General features: G+C 59.0%; 12 protein-coding genes and 1 tRNA gene. 4 read left to right on the top strand and 9 right to left on the bottom strand.

Translation table 11 applies throughout. The features are described 5' to 3' along the window. Positions 1-19: 19 nt before the first annotated feature. The 3 genes from JIF53_RS06125 to JIF53_RS06115 form a co-directional block, all read right to left on the bottom strand. Positions 20-2,230 carry a DNA/RNA helicase domain-containing protein gene (locus JIF53_RS06125; RefSeq protein WP_141066712.1) on the bottom strand — a complete coding sequence of 737 codons (2,211 nt, stop codon included), beginning with the start codon at positions 2,228-2,230 and terminating at the stop codon, positions 20-22. Beyond that, on the bottom strand, positions 2,227-2,547 hold the full coding sequence (locus JIF53_RS06120) for a nucleotide pyrophosphohydrolase (RefSeq protein ID WP_141066713.1): 321 nt from the start codon (positions 2,545-2,547) through the stop codon (positions 2,227-2,229). The genes JIF53_RS06125 and JIF53_RS06120 overlap by 4 nt, the downstream gene beginning before the upstream one ends. A gap of 128 nt (positions 2,548-2,675) precedes the next feature. Continuing rightward, positions 2,676-2,752, bottom strand: a tRNA-Pro gene (locus tag JIF53_RS06115). Between the two features lie 223 nt (positions 2,753-2,975). On the opposite strand from JIF53_RS06115, the gene JIF53_RS06110 reads away from it, so the two are divergent. Next, positions 2,976-4,421: a TrkH family potassium uptake protein gene (locus JIF53_RS06110; protein WP_189383312.1), complete on the top strand. Its 1,446-nt coding sequence runs from the start codon at positions 2,976-2,978 to the stop codon at positions 4,419-4,421. A gap of 57 nt (positions 4,422-4,478) precedes the next feature. Here JIF53_RS06110 and glyS read toward each other — a convergent pair whose 3' ends face one another. From glyS to def, 6 genes are all read right to left on the bottom strand, one after another. Next, positions 4,479-6,560: a glycine--tRNA ligase subunit beta gene (gene glyS, locus JIF53_RS06105; RefSeq protein WP_141066714.1), complete on the bottom strand. Its 2,082-nt coding sequence runs from the start codon at positions 6,558-6,560 to the stop codon at positions 4,479-4,481. A 2-nt stretch (positions 6,561-6,562) separates the two neighbouring features. Continuing rightward, entirely contained in the window at positions 6,563-7,585 is a 1,023-nt protein-coding gene (gene glyQ / locus JIF53_RS06100) for a glycine--tRNA ligase subunit alpha (RefSeq protein ID WP_036149746.1), read from the bottom strand. A gap of 134 nt (positions 7,586-7,719) precedes the next feature. Continuing rightward, positions 7,720-9,123 carry a Trk system potassium transporter TrkA gene (gene trkA / locus JIF53_RS06095; RefSeq protein ID WP_014420019.1) on the bottom strand — a complete coding sequence of 468 codons (1,404 nt, stop codon included), beginning with the start codon at positions 9,121-9,123 and terminating at the stop codon, positions 7,720-7,722. Further along, complete coding sequence (gene rsmB / locus JIF53_RS06090; RefSeq protein WP_141066715.1) at positions 9,120-10,421, bottom strand: 16S rRNA (cytosine(967)-C(5))-methyltransferase RsmB; 1,302 nt, start codon at positions 10,419-10,421, stop codon at positions 9,120-9,122. Before rsmB ends, trkA begins: the two co-directional genes overlap by 4 nt. Before the next feature lie 2 nt (positions 10,422-10,423). Continuing rightward, a complete protein-coding gene (gene fmt, locus JIF53_RS06085; protein ID WP_011783622.1) occupies positions 10,424-11,359 on the bottom strand; it encodes a methionyl-tRNA formyltransferase in 936 nt (311 codons plus the stop codon). 80 nt (positions 11,360-11,439) lie between these two features. Further along, a complete protein-coding gene (gene def / locus JIF53_RS06080; RefSeq protein WP_198324811.1) occupies positions 11,440-11,946 on the bottom strand; it encodes a peptide deformylase in 507 nt (168 codons plus the stop codon). 464 nt (positions 11,947-12,410) lie between these two features. On the opposite strand from def, the gene JIF53_RS06075 reads away from it, so the two are divergent. From JIF53_RS06075 to JIF53_RS06065, 3 genes are read left to right on the top strand one after another with little or no spacing between them, the layout of a single operon-like run. Continuing rightward, positions 12,411-13,427, top strand: a complete 1,017-nt coding sequence (locus JIF53_RS06075; RefSeq protein WP_011783624.1) for a LysM peptidoglycan-binding domain-containing protein — start codon at positions 12,411-12,413, stop codon at positions 13,425-13,427. Between the two features lie 33 nt (positions 13,428-13,460). Further along, entirely contained in the window at positions 13,461-14,678 is a 1,218-nt protein-coding gene (gene dprA / locus JIF53_RS06070; protein ID WP_141066716.1) for a DNA-processing protein DprA, read from the top strand. A gap of 15 nt (positions 14,679-14,693) precedes the next feature. Next, positions 14,694-15,266 carry an L-threonylcarbamoyladenylate synthase gene (locus JIF53_RS06065; RefSeq protein ID WP_114434652.1) on the top strand — a complete coding sequence of 191 codons (573 nt, stop codon included), beginning with the start codon at positions 14,694-14,696 and terminating at the stop codon, positions 15,264-15,266. Positions 15,267-15,273 lie beyond the last annotated feature (7 nt).

Genomic DNA, 15,273 nt, shown 5'->3' with positions numbered 1-15,273 from the left:
AACACCATCGAGTTGAATGCTAATCATCAATGACGCCAACAAATTCCCCAACCACCCGATATTTAAGTGCTTCTTCATCTGTCAGCTCAAGGGGCTGAAAATTGTCATCGTAAGAGTTGGGGCTCAGTTGAATACGGGTATGACGCCAGCCTTGTTCGTCATCAACCTTATAGCTTTCATAGACTTTCACGGTGTAGCGTGAACCTGACTCGGCATCAACACTGTCGATACATTCAACCAGTACGGTCTTCCCGTTTCTGGAACCACCACGGTCGGTTCGGAACAGGCACACGGCACCATTCGGAATAACCCGGTTCATGGATTCGCCGAACACCCGGCAGGCAAACATGTCTTTGCGCACCCGGACTCCTTCGGGCACAGCAACCCAGTCTAAGTGCCTATTGGGGTCAAGCTCGCTAACCTCACTAAGTTCTCCGAACCCTCCCGCAGCCGCTTGCAGATCGAACAGCGGCACAGCGTTTACGTAAGGTTCAAGCTCCACCACGTTGGTGTTTTCAGGCTCTGGTTGGCCAGAACTATGAACGGGAATGTGCTGTTTCAGGTAATCCCTTAGCGCATCATCACATGCGTAGACAAAAGTGCCGCGAATACCTCGGAGCATGATGGTACGGTAGATGTTGATGATGTACTGCTTCAGTTCTTCTGGGTCTTTGATGCCCTGGCCGCCGGTGCGGTCGTGGTAGTTGCCTTTCTCTATGACAATGACTTGGCTTTCCGGGTCGTACCGGATCTCCTCGCCGAAGATAATGCCGGCGTAGTTCAGGTCGTAACCCTGGGTGGTGTGAATGCAGCCGACTTCCCGGTGCGATCCTGCCTTGTTGATCCAGTCGGTATTGGTGCTGTTCCAGCGGAGCTGAACGTCATCGATCACGATGTCGTAGGCCTCACAATCCTTCTTCGAGGCCCAGGGCCAGGAGTAGCCGGCGATCAGTCTGGACAGTCCGACCTGCTGCTCTTTCTCGTGAATTGTACTGACCATGTCACTGAGCGAATCAAATACTTCAAATTCGTAGTTTTTGGCGGTGAACACCACGCCGTCATCAACACCGCCTTTCAGTAACTTATCCACAAACTCCACATAGGGTTGCCCGGCCTTGACCCGGAACTGGGAGAGTAACCGGTGGGTCACCGAGCCCTTGGCAGCTTTAAGGAGCTGGAACACTTCGACATCGGCGTCGGAGGGTTTGATGGACTGGCCTTCGTCGTAGAAGAAAATCGCCTTGTTGGCTTGCTGGCACACCCAGTCCACTTCGCTGCAGGTATGCTTGTCCATATCCAGAGCCTGACAGGCTTTGTCGAAACTGCCGAAATAGGCACCCAGATTCTTGCGCTTGCGCAGACGGTGGGATTCGTCAACCAGAACAATATCGTAGCGCTGTTTGGTCAGCTCGGACGGGCTGATCACCATGTCGGAGCTAAGCCCGGCAACGTGCTTGAACGCATTCTTCAGGGTGGTTCGGAAGGAGGTCATGGGCACCACCAGCGCCATTTTGGGTTTGGGCAGTGTTTCTCTGAGGGGTTTTAGCAGAGCGTGGATCTCAGCCTCCTCGTCGGAAAATTCCCGCAGGCTGATCTGGTGATCTTCGGAGGTTAGTAGTTTGAACAGAAAAATGGCCAGGACCGACTTGCCGGTTCCGGCTCCCCCTTCCACCACAATATTCTGGACACCGGGGTTGGTCAGTTCATGCAGTATGGTGAGAAGTCCCTGACGCTGATCGAAGGACAGGGATTTGTAGGGCGAGTATTTGAAGACATCGGAGTTATCAAGGTGGTCCAGGGTGCGGGACACAACGCCCTTGGCTATTAACCGGTTCCAGACTTCCCGGAAGACTTCTTCATACAAGGCGCTGCGCTGGTAATAGTTGTGGTCGGCCAGCCCCAGGTTGCCGTTGAGCAGGGTGTACTTGCCATCGGCGGCCATGTACTTGATCAGCAGGGATTCCACATCCAGCGTTGCGGATTTGTTGAAATACTCGCTGGTGATCAGGTGAACCGCGGTCAGCAGCTGCTTTTCGTCGTGTTTGAGGTGGGTGCTCATGCGGGTGAGCGTGTCGGTGGTTTCGCCGATGTAGGCACGCCCGTGCTTTTCGTCACTGAGTACGTAGACCAAGGGCCAGTTACCCGCAGCAAAGGCATTGTCGCGCAAATCGTTCAGGGCGTCCTTGCTGAAGGGGTAGCGCTGAATCTCAGCCATCGGCGATTGGCTCATAGCTCGGTGTACTTCTTCGCGGTTCCCCTGGCTTTGCTGACCGGGTATTTCTTTTCGTTCAGGGCAATCTTGTCGAGCACAATCTGCTCCACATCCAGCTCATAGCTGTCTGCCAGCAGTAACGCATAGGCAATCACATCGGCGAGTTCTTCTTTTACTTTGCTGACATCGGCCTGTTCGGGAGATTTCCATAGAAATAACTCCAGCAGTTCCGAAGCCTCGATACTCAGGGCCAGCGATAGATCTTTCGGGTTGTGGAACTGCTTCCAGTCTCTGTCATCCCGGAATTGACGCAGCCGGGCGATCGCCTCATTCATCAAAACACCCCTTTAATCATGAGCAGATTGACTAAGGATACAGAAATTCATTGGGCTGGGGTGTAACAACCCAGAATGAAATATTATTGGAAAACTGAAATAGGGAAAGATAAATCAAGAAGGGAAAGTGGTCGGCGTGGCAGGATTCGAACCTGCGACCCCTTCGTCCCGAACGAAGTGCGCTACCAAGCTGCGCCACACGCCGATCAACGGCCGGTATTATACGCATTGGCGGCGGTTTTGCTACCCCTTCCCCGGGCTGGAATTCAAAAATTCTGTCGTGGATTGTCCGGATCGGTGGCAAGCAGAAGCCTCGCCCTGGCAGTGGTAAACCCGGTTGAATGGGCGTATAACAGCGGCGTGGATGCCGCCTTGCCTTGTAAGGCGTTGCGACTGGCCTGTGTCCGGACATCGGAGCCCCCTGCCCTGTGAACATTATCCCCATTGTTCAGATCCTCGGTTTTCTGCTCATCCTGCTCAGTTTCCTCATGACCCTTCCGGTTAACCTGCTGGTATTCGGTGATACGCCGGATTGGCTGGCGTTCGTGAAATCCTCGGTGGTCTGTTTCAGCATTGGTGCCGCGGCTCTGGCTTTGGCGGGGCGGCGGAAACACGCGCTACGCCAGCAGCAGATGTTCATGCTGACGGTGTCGGCGTGGGTTGTGATTCCGTTATTCTCCAGTTTGCCGCTGCTGCTGAGTGACATGAAGCTGAGCATGACCGATGCTTTCTTTGAGAGCATTTCCGGCGTGACCACTACGGGTTCCACCGTTCTTACCGGCCTGGATCATCTGCCGGACGACATTCTGCTCTGGCGTTCGATCATGCAATGGATGGGCGGTATCGGGATCATCGGTATGGCGGTTGCCATCCTGCCGTTTCTCCGGATTGGCGGTATGCGGCTGTTTGCGACCGAATCGTCCGAATGGAACGAGAAAGCGGTGCCCCGCACCAGCCACCTGGCCCGCAGCCTGGTACTCATCTATCTGGGCTTGACGCTCGGTTGCGTGCTCACCTACTGGCTGCTGGGGATGAGTTTCTTTCAGGCGCTGAATCACGCGTTGACTACAGTATCGACCGGGGGCTATTCCACCTCGGACAGCTCCATGGGGCAGTTTGATTCGCCGTCCATTCTACTGGCGTCGACGGTTTTCATGGCCATGGGCGCCATGCCGTTCTTTCTGTTTGTACGGTTTATTCACGGACAGCGACAGCCACTGTTGCGGGATCAGCAGGTTCGTTTCTTTCTCCGGTTCCTGGTGATTGTCGCTGCGTTGCTGACCATTTACCGGGTTCTGAGGGAGCCGGTAGATCCGTTTGAGACCTTTGTTTCAGCGCTGTTCAATGTCACGTCTGTGGTAACCACAACCGGCTTCGCCTCCACGGATTACTCTTTGTGGGGCCCGTTTGCGGTGGTGGTATTCCTGTTCATTACCTTTGTCGGCGGGTGTTCCGGGTCCACGTCTGGCGGCATGAAAATCTTCCGGTTCCAGCTGTCCATGCTATTGCTCAGGGAGCAGGTACGTCGTTTGCTGCACCCTCACGCGGTGTTTGCCCGCAACTACAACGGGCGGGTGATTGGTGACGATATCGTGGCCTCCAGTGTCGCCTTCTCTTTCATTTTTCTGGCGACGCTGGCGCTGGTGACGGCGATTCTGGGGGCGCTGGGGCTGGATCTGGTGACCAGTCTTTCCGGAGCCGCTACGGCTTTGACGAATGTCGGGCCAGGACTGGGCGATACCATCGGCCCGGCAGGCAATTTCCAGACCTTGCCGGATGCGGCCAAATGGGTTCTGATGGGCGCCATGATTCTGGGCCGGTTGGAGCTGTTGAGTGTGTTTGTGATGTTGTCGCCGGACTTCTGGCGCAGCTGAGTGGAAAAGCAGGATAGGCAGGCCGCTGGTTTATTGTGAACCAGCGGCCTGTGTGCCTCAGCCTGCTGTGGGCAGCAGGGAGATGTCGGCAACCCGCAGGAACAGGTTGCGCAGGCGGTTCAACAGTGCCAGACGATTGTTGCGCACGGCTTCGTCGTCGGCCATCACCATCACTTCATCAAAGAAGGTGTCTACCGGCTCACGCAGGCTGGCCAGCGATGTCAGCGCACTGGCGTAGTCACCCTGCTCGAACATCGGCAGTACTTGCTGTGCCTGCTCTTCCACCTTCGCCGCCAGAGTTTTCTCGGCAGCATCCTGCAACAGCGCGGTGTCTACGGTCTCGCCGATGCGGTCACCACCCTGTTTGGTGAGGATGTTGGAAACCCGCTTGTTGGCGCCGGCCAGGGCCTGGGCCTCTGGCAGCTGGCGGAAGGCTTCCACGGCTTTTACCCGGCGGTCGAAGTCCAGCGGGCGGGTCGGGCGGCGGGCGTGCACCGCCAGGTACACTTCGGCGCCGATGCCCTGCTCATCATAGTGGGCACGGAAACGCTCCAGCATGTAGTCCACCACGGTGCTGGCGGTGTTCTTCTCGGTCAGCACGGAGAAGTTTTCTTCCGCCCACTCGCAGACCGTCTGCAGGTCGAGTGGCAGTTCACGTTCGATGATGATGCGCAGCACACCGAGAGAAGCACGGCGCAGAGCGAACGGGTCCCGGGTACCGGACGGCGGCTGGTTGATGCCGAACAGGCCGACCAGGGAATCGATGCGGTCAGCAATGGCCACCGCACAACCGGTCAGGGTGGTGGGCAGGTCGTCGCCGGCAAAGCGCGGCATGTACTGCTCGTTCAGGGCCTTGGCGACATCGGCATGTTCGCCGTCGTTGGCGGCGTAGTACTGGCCCATAATGCCCTGCAGGTCGGTGAACTCCAGCACCATTTCGGTGACCAGATCGGTCTTGGCCAGCATGGCAGCACGCTCGGCCAGGGCCGGGTCGCTGTTGATGGCTTCGGCAATCTTTTTGGCCAGGGCTGCTACCCGTACAGATTTGTCGTAGATGCTGCCCAGCTTGTCCTGGAACACGATGGGCTTGAGTGCCTCGATGCGGTCTTCCAGCCTGGTCTTGCGGTCGGTGTCGTAGAAGAAGGCGGCGTCGGACAAGCGCGGGCGAATCACTTTCTCGTTACCGGAAATCACCTGGGCCGGGTCTTTACTCTCCAGGTTGGCCACGGTGATAAACAGCGGCAGCATCTTCCCGCCGGCATCCACTACGTGGAAGTACTTCTGATGCTCCTTCATGGAGGAAATCAGGGCTTCGGCCGGTACATCCAGGAAGCGCTCCTCGAAGCGCCCCATCAATGGTACCGGCCATTCGTTCAGGGCAGTCACTTCGTCCAGCAGGTCTTCGTCGATTACGGCCTTGCCGCCGGCTTCTTTCTCCGCCAGCGCGGCCACGCCGGCGCGGATCTGCTCACGACGCTCGGCGAAGTCTGCCAGTACGTAGCCTTCCTGCTTGAGCACCACTTCGTAGTCGGCCGGGGTGGGCACAATCAGCTCTTTCGGGCAGTGGAACCGGTGGCCACGGGTCTTGTTGCCGGGCTTGAGGTTCATCACCGGTGCTTCAATCACCTTGTTGCCGTACAACAGAATCAGCCAGTGTACCGGGCGCACGAATTCCGTCTTCCAGGCACCCCAGCGCATGCGTTTGGGAATGGGCAGGGCGGCCAGGGATTTGTCCACCAGATCCGGCATCAGTTCTACGGTGGGCTTGCCCTTCTCAACGGTACGGTACACCAGCCAGGCACCCTTGTCGGTCTCCATGGTGTCGAGCTGATCCGGGGTAATCCCCAGGGAGGTGGCGAAGCCGGTCAACGCCCGGGTGGGGTTACCGGAATCATCAAACGCTGCTTTCACGGCCGGGCCGCGCTTCTCGACCGATTTGTCCGGCTGGGCATCGGCCAGGTCCCGGATACGTACCGCCAGACGACGGGGTGCTGCGAAGCTTTCCACCGCACCAAAGGCTACGCCGGCTTCTTCCAGGCCTTTGACAATGCCCTGGGTGAAAGCGTCAGAGAGGGGCTTGAGAGCTTTCGGAGGCAGCTCCTCGGTGCCCAGTTCGACCAGAAAATCCTGAGTTGCCATGATTATGCGTTCCCCTGTTCCTGCGGTGCCTTGTTGGCTTTCTTGCCCTTTTTACTGGCCTTGGCATCGGCGGCTTCAGCGGCGGCCAGCACTTCCTTGCGGAGGTGTTCCGGGGCCAGCGGGAAGCCCAGCTTGCGACGGCTCTCGAAGTAGGCCTGGGCCACGGAGCGAGCCAGGGTACGTACACGCAGGATGAAACGCTGGCGCTCGGTCACGGAGATGGCGTGACGGGCGTCCAGCAGGTTGAATGTGTGGGAGGCCTTGAGCACCTGCTCATAGGCCGGCAGTGGCAGACCTGCGTCGATCAGGCGGGCGCTTTCCCGCTCATAGACATCGAAGCTGTGGAACAGGAACTCGGTGTCGGCATGTTCGAAGTTGTAGGTGGACATTTCCACCTCTTGCTGATGGAACACGTCGCCGTAGGTAACCACGCCATCCGGGCCATTGGTCCAGACCAGGTCATACACGCTGTCCACACCCTGCAGGTACATGGCGATACGCTCAAGGCCGTAGGTCAGCTCGCCGGTGACCGGATAGCATTCCAGGCCGCCTACCTGCTGGAAGTAAGTGAACTGGGTCACTTCCATACCGTTCAGCCAGATTTCCCAGCCCAGGCCCCAGGCGCCCAGGGTCGGCGATTCCCAGTTGTCTTCGACAAAGCGGATGTCGTGCACCAACGGGTCCAGGCCCAGGGCGCGCAGAGAATCCAGGTACAGCTCCTGAATGTTGTCCGGAGACGGCTTCAGAACCACCTGGAACTGGTAGTAGTGCTGCAGGCGGTTGGGGTTCTCGCCGTAACGGCCGTCGGTGGGGCGGCGGCTGGGCTGGACGTAGGCGGAGTTCCAGGTTTCCGGACCGATGGATCGCAGGAAGGTGGCCGGGTGGAAGGTACCGGCGCCCACTTCCATATCCAGGGGCTGGAGAACCACGCAGCCGTGCTGCGCCCAGAAATTCTGCAATGCCAGGATCAGACCCTGGAAGGTCTTGATGTCCGGCGCGGAGTTGTTGGTTGCCTTGTCTGTCACGACGTTTGCCTGCTGGTCAGTCTGTGTGTGGGCCCCGGTTCCGGGGCACTCCGAAAATTTGAAAACGCGCATTATACGCTGGCCGGCGCCGCATTTCTAAGTGCCAGCCAGGGTGTTGTTTTGCCTGAGATCAATCAGAAGAACGTGAGGCCCACCTGGAACAGTTTCTCGACGTCCCGTATGCGCGACTTGTCCACCAGGAACAGGATCACGTGGTCGTCTGGTTGCACCCGAAGGTGGTCGTGGGCGATGAGCACTTCGTTGTGCCGGACAATGGCACCAATGGTCGTTCCGGATGGCAGATTGATTTCGTCCAGGCGTTTGCCAACCACCTTGGAGGAACGGTGGTCGCCGTGGGCGATGGCCTCAATGGCTTCGGCCGCGCCCCGGCGCAGGGCGTGCACGTTCACCACATCACCACGGCGCACGTGGGTAAGCAGGCTGCCGATGGTGGTCTGCTGGGGTGAGATGGCCACGTCGATATCGCCGCCCTGGATCAGGTCCACGTAATCGGGGTTGTTGATCAGGGTCAGGACCTTGCGGGCACCCAGTCGCTTGGCCAGCAACGAGGCCATGATGTTGGCTTCGTCGTCGTTGGTGACGGCGCAGAACACATCGGTATTCTCGATGTTCTCTTCCAGCAGGATGTCCTTGTTGGCTGCATTACCTTCCAGTACCACGGTCTTGCGCAGGCGCTCGGACAGCATCACGCAGCGTTCATGGTCCCGTTCCAGGAGTTTCACCTGATAGCGGTCTTCCAGGGTGTTGGCCAGCCGGTAGCCGATGTTGCCACCGCCGCAGATGAAGATGCGTTTGTAGGGCTTCTCCAGCGGTTGCAGTTCGCTCATCACCGAGCGGATATGGTCGGCGGCGGCGATAAAGAACACCTCGTCGCCGTCTTCAATTACGGTATCGCCCTGGGGCATGATCGCCCGGTCCTTGCGGAAAATCGCCGCCACCCGGGTATCGATCTTGGGCATGTGGGTGCGAAGGTAGGACAGTTCGTGCCCCACCAGTGGGCCGCCCTCGGTGGCGCGAATGGCGACCAGTCGGGTCAGGCCCTTGGAGAACTCCAGTACCTGCAGGGCACCGGGGTATTCAATCAGCCGGGTAATGTGCTGGGTTACCAGATGTTCGGGACTGATCAGAACGTCCAGGGGGAAGCCTCTCAGGCTGTCCAGGTCCTTGACCGTATCCCGGTTGTAGAACAGTTCCGGCTTGGCCAGATAGGCGCCGGCACGCACACGGCAGATGGTAGTGGGGGTCTTGTACAGCAGCTTGGAGACCTGGCACGCCACCATGTTGGTTTCATCGCTGTTGGTTACCGCGATGATCATGTCGGCATCTTCGGCACCGGCCTGTCGCAATACCGTGGGATAGGAGGCGCGGCCATGCATGGTGCGGATGTCGAGCCGGTCCTGCAGTTCGCGAAGGCGGGCGCTGTCGTTGTCCACCACGGTGATGTCGTTGGCTTCGTTTGCCAGGTTTTCCGCCAGGGTGCCGCCGACCTGGCCGGCGCCGAGAATCAGGATTTTCATGGTTCAGGTTTCTCCAGCACGGCGTAGAAAAAGCCGTCATGGCTGTCCGGGTCTGGGAACAGCTGACGCCCGGTGTTCATGTCCCGGCCCCAGTCTGCGTCGATGGTCTTCAGCGTTGCCTGATTCTGCTGCTTCAGGAACCGCTGGATTATACGGTGGTTCTCCTGTGGAAACACCGAACAGGTGGCATACACCAGTCGCCCACCGGGCTTCAGGATAGACCACATGGCCTCCAGCAGGCCAAGCTGGATACTGGCCAGAGGCACGATGTCGGACTCCCGGCGCAACAGTTTGATGTCCGGGTGCCGGCGGATCACGCCGGTAGCGCTGCAGGGAACGTCCAGCAGGATGCGGTCGAAGGGCGTGCCGTCCCACCAGCTGTCGATATCGGCGGCATCGGCCTGGGTCAGGGTGGCGTGCAGGTCGAGCCGGTCCAGGTTTTCCTGGACCCGGGGCAGGCGCTCGGCGGATTCGTCGATGGCCACCACTTCGTCCAGTTCGCCACAGGCTTCAAGGATGGCGCAGCTCTTGCCTCCGGGCGCGGCGCAGGCATCCAGTACCCGCTGGCCTGGCTGCAGATCCATTAGAGTCGTACACAATTGGGCGGCTTCATCCTGAACACTGACCGCGCCGTCCTCGAACCAGGGCAGTCGGTCCACCGGCACCGGCCGTTGGAGCTGGATGCCGCTGGGGGCAAAGCGCGTGGCGTGGGCCTCGATGCCGGCTTCCGACAACAGGTTCAGGTACTCGTCGCGTTTGAAGCGCAGGGCATTGACCCGCAGGGTCATGGGTGCCTGCTGGTTGTTGGCTTCAAGGATGGCCTGCCAATCGTCCGGCCAGTTGTGGCGAAGCTTCTCCACCATCCACACCGGATGACTGAAGCGGCCACTATCGTCTTTCGGCGCTGGCGCCCCTTCCCTTTCGGCGGCCCGCAGCACTCCGTTGACCAGACCGGTCAGGTGGGGCTTGTCCAGTGCCCGGCAAGCCTCCACGGTTTCGTTCAGTACCGCGTAGGTGGCCTGTTCGCTGTAACGCAACTGGAACAGGGCCACCAGCATCAGGTGGTGAATGATCCGGTCCGGCTTGCGCAGGGGCTTTTTCAGGCGCTGGTTCAGCTCGCTCTCAAGTCGGTGAAACCAGCGGCAGGTGCCATAACAGATAGCTTGCAGCTGTGGCCGTTGTTCCGGTGGTAACTGGTTCAGGGCGGGGGGCAGGCATTGGGATAACGACTGGCCCTGTTCCACCGCCAGCAATACGTTGGCGGCAATGGCGCGGAATGGCAGGGGCTGGTAGGCCATGGTCAGTTCAGCTCCTGGCCGGGCAGCAATACCTGCTTACCACCGTTGATCAGATCGTTGATGCTCTGGGCCTTGCTGCCTGGTAACTGCGCGGAAGTGATTCTGAGCGTGCCGGTGCCGCAGGCAACGTCTACACCGTCCCGCTCCCGGGCAATCACGGTACCGGGACCCTTGTCGCTGCCCTGCTTCAGGGCGCTGGCCTGATGAATACGGATACGTTGCTCGCCAAGATCGGTAAAGGTACCGGGCCAGGGGTTGAACGCGCGAATCAGTCGTTCGATTTCCTGCGCGCTTCGGCTCCAGTCGATGTGGCCCTCTTCCTTCGACAGCTTATGGGCGTAGTTGGCCTCTGCCTCATTCTGGACTTCGCCGGTCAGATCGCCCTTGGCCAGCCGCTCCATGGCCTGCACAATAGCCTTGCCGCCCATCTCGGCCAGCCGGTCATGCAGGCTGCCGCCGGTATCGTCGGCGCTGATGGGGGTGTCCAGTTTCAGCAACATGTCGCCGGTATCCAGGCCCTCGTCCATCTGCATGATGGTGATTCCGGTTTCGGCATCGCCGGCGGCAATCGCCCGCTGGATAGGGGCGGCGCCACGCCATCGCGGCAGCAGGGAGGCGTGAATGTTCAGGCAGCCATGGGTTGGTATGTTCAGCACTGCCTTGGGCAGAATCAGGCCATAGGCAGCCACGATCATCACATCCGGTTGCAGTGACGCCAGTTCCTGTTGGGCCTCTTCTGGCTTCAGACTGACCGGTTGATACACGGGAATACCAGTATCCAGTGCCACCTGTTTAACCGGGCTGGGCATCAGTTTGCGGCCGCGGCCGGCGGGGCGATCAGGCTGGGTGTAAACGCCGACGATGTCGTAACCGGCATTCAGCAGGGTTTTCAGGGCGGTGGCGGCGAAATCCGGCGTGCCGGCAAACACAATGCGCACGTTGGTTGCTTCTCTGTGTCGTTGATACGAAAAAACCGGGTCGTAACCCGGTCCTGAATTCGGTCTATGCTGGCAGCGCCTCAGGCGCTCTGCTTGTGCAGCTTTTCCAGCTTCTTGCGAATGCGATTACGTTTGAGCTGGCTCAGGTAATCGACAAACAGCTTGCCATTCAGGTGGTCCATTTCATGCTGGATGCAAACTGCCAGCAGGCCTTCAGCCTCCAGGACAAACTCCTTGCCGTCGCGATCCTTGGCGGTAATCCGGCAGTGCTCGATGCGCTTCACATCTTCATAGAACCCCGGTACCGACAGGCAGCCTTCCTGCATGGCTTCGAGCTCGCCATCCAGCACTTCCACTTTCGGGTTGATGAACACCCGCGGCTCGGTTTTATCTTCGGACAGATCCATTACGATGATCTGCTTGTGCACATCCACCTGGGTCGCGGCCAGGCCAATGCCGCGGGCATCGTACATGGTCTCGAACATGTCGTCGATCAGCGTACGGATGTCATCGGTCACTTCCTCCACCGGCTTGGCGATGGTGCGAAGTCGTGGGTCCGGATACTCAAGAATTTCTCGAATCATAATGCTCTTGCTTCTGGCCTGTGTGTATCGGGCAATCTCTAATGTCAGCCTGTTTGACGGGCTGCCCAGCGCAGAATTTTACCATTTGTAACGCTGTGAAACCGATTGCCGAAATGCGACAGCGTACTGCGCAAATTTTCTTGGTCTGCCTATGATGAATCCAGAGATTCCGACAGTATGAACCGTTAATGCTGGCAGAGTTCCCGGGTTCAAGGTAATAACGTCCGCCTGACGGTGCCTATTATCCAATAATTCGCCGATTGAGTACAAACTGATCAGTTAATAGTTAAAATCTTTCACGAATGCGCTTCGATGGCTGCAGAAATCACTCGAAGAACAAAAGATAACATCACAAATTCCGGGACTTCTTCTATAGTAACGGGAATAACAACGTAATATGCTGCGGGGATTCTGCGGCGACATTACCGAACGCAAAGATTCAAGGCACGCGATCAAGGACATAAACAATGAGGAAACTGTTGTACGCTCTGGCAGCCTCTGCGCTGCTGTTTACCTCCTGGGCCCAGGCACAGCCGGAGCTGAGGTCTGATCATCCTGAGCGTTACACTGTCGTCAAAGGGGACACCCTCTGGGACATTTCAGCGCGATTCCTGAACAACCCGTGGTACTGGCCGGAAATCTGGCACGTGAACCCGCAGGTTGCCAACCCACACCTGATCTATCCCGGTGACCGCCTGGCACTGGTGTACATCGATGGCAAGCCCCGGATTACCAAGGTCGCGACCAGCGATGTGGTGAAGCTCTCGCCTCAGGTTCGTTCCGAGGCCATCGACACACCAATACCGGCCATCCCCCTGGATGCCATCGCCAGTTTCCTGACCGAAACCCGTATTGTCAGCCCGGAAGAAATTAACGGTGCGCCCTATGTGCTTGAAGGTGAGGACGGACGCATCATCACCGGTGCCGGTGACCGTATTTACGCTCGCGGCGAGAAGCCGGCCGATCGCGTGGGTATTTTCCGTCGCAGCAAGGAATTTGTGGATCCGGACACCGGCGAGTTCCTTGGCCTGGAAGCCCGGAGCATTGCTCGCGGCAACGTTAATGCCGAAAATGGTGATGTGCTGACCGTAGGCATTACCAAGTCCAGTGAAGAAGTGCGTATTGGCGACCGGTTGCTGGTGAATGAAGATCGCCGGCTGACCACCAGCTTCGTGCCCAGCTCGCCGGATAGTGAGATCGAAGGCAAGATGATTTCTGTCGATGGCGGTGTCAGCCAGATCGGTCAGTACGATGTGGTCGCCATTAACCGTGGTGAGCGCGAAGGCCTGGCGCCCGGTAATGTGCTGGCGGTGCTGAAGGCGGGCAACATGGTTCGTGATCCGGTCACTGGCGAAACCATTGAATTGCCGTCTGAGCGGGCTGGCCTGCTGATGGTGTTCCAGGCCTATGAGAAAATGAGCTACGGTCTGGTGCTGCAGGCAACGCGGCCCCTCTCGGTAGGTGACAAGGTCACCAATCCCTGAGGCCGCGCGTTTGATGAGTTGATGGAATAAGACATGGCCGGGCCGGAATGCCCGGCCATTGTTGTTTTCAAGGAAGAGAAAATGTCAGACCAGGAATTTCTGCAAACACCGGCAGGCCAGTGGCTGCTGCTGTCACTGCTGCCCCGGTTCGGAATCCCCCTCAGGGAGCGGATTCTGGGTTCTGTTGATACGCTCACCGACATCCTGCCCCTGAATGCAGCCACGCTTCGCGCCATGGGGCTTGGCGGCGATGCCGTGGAGGCGATTGTCGCCTGGCAGGCGGGGGAGCTCAGCCAGGGCGTCATTGCCCGGGCACTGGATATCTATCGCCAATGTCGGGAACGGGGTATTGGCGTGCTCGGACAGGGCCAGTCGCCCTACCCGGAATGCCTGCGCCATATCCACAATGCCCCTCTGGTGCTCTACACACTGGGTAACGTTGAGTTATTGCAACGGGACCAACTGGGCGTGGTCGGCAGTCGCAACGCCACCCGGGCGGGGCTGGACCATGCCCGCCAGTTTTCTGCCGAACTCAGCCGGCGGGGGCTGCTGATCACCAGTGGTCTGGCCCTGGGAATAGATGGTGCAGCCCACGCCGGCGCCCTGGATGCTGGCTATCCGACACTGGCGGTGGTGGGTTGTGGTCTCGACCGGTTGTATCCGGCCCAACATCGTAACCTGGCTCACCGCATCATTGAGAACGGCTTGATTGTTTCTGAGTACCCGCCGGGCACCCAGGCTCGGGCCGCCTATTTCCCCCAGCGTAACCGCATTATCAGTGGCCTCGCCCGGGGCGTGCTGGTGGTGGAGGCCAGCCTCCGGAGCGGTTCACTGATTACCGCTCGAACCGCCCTCGAGCAGGGGCGGGAGGTGTTTGCCATTCCCGGTTCGGTGCACAGCCCGGTGGCCCGGGGCTGTCACCAACTGATTCGCCAGGGCGCCCGGCTGGTGGAGACCGCCAACGACGTGATGGAAGAACTGGGTACCTGGTGGTCCATGCAGGCGCAGCCCGCAGAACCGGAAGCAACGGAGAATTCGTCAGACCTGTCGTTTCTGGACAGCCGGGAAATCGCGGTATTCGAGGCTTTGGGGTATGATCCGCAGTCTACCGATGCACTGAGCCTTGCCACGGGTTTGCCCGCGGATCAGTTGCTGCAGTCACTACTGATCCTGGAGCTTGAGGGCCTCGCCCATGCCTGCCCGGGTGGTTATCAGCGCACCGGTCGGGACCTTGTTCATTGTTCTGCATGAGGGCGCCGATATCTGATGGCGAATACATCTTCTCCGAGTTTTCTTCAACTGGCTCTTGCCCGCCAGACGGTACTGGCAGGCGGGGTAATCGCCTATCCCACGGAAGCGGTGTGGGGACTGGGGTGCGATCCCTGGAACCGGGAGGCGGTCGAATACATCCTTGAGCTCAAGCAGCGGCCCATGGAGAAGGGCGTGATACTGGTGGCAGCCTCGGTTGAACAGGTGCGTTTCCTGCTGGATCCGTTGCCCGACGCCGTTCAGAGCGAGGCTCTGCGCCACTGGCCAGGGCCGGTCACCTGTCTGTTGCCGGACGTAAACCAGCAGGTGCCGGAGTGGGTCCGCGGCAAACACAGTTCCATCGCCGTTCGAGTCAGTGATCATCCGGTGGTGCGGGCCCTGTGTGAGGCGACGGGTATGCCGCTGGTCAGTACCTCATGCAATCCGGCGGGGCGTCAGCCGGCCCGTGCCATCTGGCAGGTGCGGCGCTATTTCGGCGACCGCATAGATCGTATTGTCCCCGGTGCGCTGGGCGGCAATCGCAAGCCCAGTCGCATTATTGATATTGTTACCGGTCAACAGTTTCGCTAGGAGAATT

It is taken from the genome of Marinobacter sp. bablab_jr008, from assembly GCF_016464145.1.
GTDB lineage: Bacteria > Pseudomonadota > Gammaproteobacteria > Pseudomonadales > Oleiphilaceae > Marinobacter > Marinobacter nauticus.
Note: the sequence above shows the minus strand (reverse complement) of the source record. Positions and strands in the feature narration are given on the sequence as shown.